This is a genomic window from Sphaerisporangium sp. NPDC004334, from assembly GCF_053602655.1.
Window position 1 is genome coordinate 1 of the sequence record NZ_JBSGDZ010000091.1, and the last position, 1,282, is coordinate 1,282.

The 1,282-nt window shown below is 69.4% G+C and carries 1 protein-coding gene; it reads right to left on the bottom strand.

The features are described from left to right. On the bottom strand, positions 1–869 hold an 869-nt coding region (locus ACWEN6_RS40900), incomplete at its 3' end, for a CHAP domain-containing protein (protein ID WP_354854112.1). Between the last annotated feature and the right edge of the window lie 413 nt (positions 870–1,282).

Consider the following 1,282-nt stretch of genomic DNA (forward strand, 5'->3'; position numbering starts at 1 on the left):
GGGTTGTTGGACAGGTGGAAGGTGGCGGTGGTGGGGTCGTAGGCGCTGGGGGTGTCGACGCCGTCGCCGTCCCAGTCACCGATGATGGGGATCATGGGGCTGTTGCCGTACCTGATGACCGGCCGGGTGTTGGTGTTGGAATCGAAACTGTCGGACAGGGTGAAGTCCAGCACTCCGTAGTCGATCGGCTCGGGCTCGGGATCGGGGGTGCTGTCGATGCCGAGGGGAGCGGAGTATCCGACGATGTCGCCGTCCGAGCGCGAGTAGCTGTTCTCCTTGACGCGGTCGCTGGCGTTGCCCTCGATGGTGTAGACGGTGCTCGAGGTCGCCGACTTGACGATGCCGACGTGGTTGATGTCGCCGTCCCCGTCCCAGTCGAAGACGACGGCGTCACCGGGCTGGGGCGTGTAGCCGCTCGACCGGGTGTGCCAGGTGCCGTACTTGGTCCCGTAGTTCTTGAAGGAGGCGGCCCAGCCTGTCAGCACGCCGCCGTCGGTCTCGGCGATGTCGGCGTTCCGCACGCCGGCGTTCTTCCACACGTACTTGGAGAAGTCGGCGCACCAGTCGCTGTCGCGCCACTGGACCCCGTCGGTCGAGGGACACCCGGAGGAGGGCTTCCAGGAGCGGAAGTACCCGGTGTAGAAGTTGCAGCCGCTGCCCATCGGCGATTCGTGGTTGCGCGAGGAGTTGTTGAGCTGGCCCTGGGCGACCGACACGATCGTCGCGCGCGACGCGGCGGCGGCAGGGGAGGTCGTGGTCGCGATGAGCCCTGTTCCGAGCAGAGCCGTGGTGGCCAGCCCGCCGCCGAGCCGGCGCAGGAAGCGCGAGCGGGTCGTCGTGGTCCCGGTGCGGGGGGTGATCGAACTCATGGGAGTTCCTTTCCGGTAAGTCCTGCGGGTCTGCCGATCTCCGTGTGAGAAGGATCCGGGTGGGCGCTCCAACCTCGCTGTAAGTGCGCTGTAGCTTCCGGCGGCCGGCGTGCGAGGGGATTACAGCGTCGTCGGCGCACGGCGCACGGCGCACGGCGCACGGCGGGCGGCGGGCGCGCGGTGGAGTGCCAGGGCGGTGTGTCCGGCGACGCGGAACGCCCCTGTGCCGCCGTGTCGGTCACGGCGGCACAGGGGCGTGGGGTGGGGGGACGGCGGGGCGTCCCGGCTGTGCACCGGGACGGGGCCGGAAGAAGCTACCGGACGATGCCTTGGGTGTCGGTGCCGTCGCCGTTCCAGTCGCCGATGACCGGGAGGTCGGCGGTGTTGCCGAAGGGGACGGGGCGGGTGGTTTC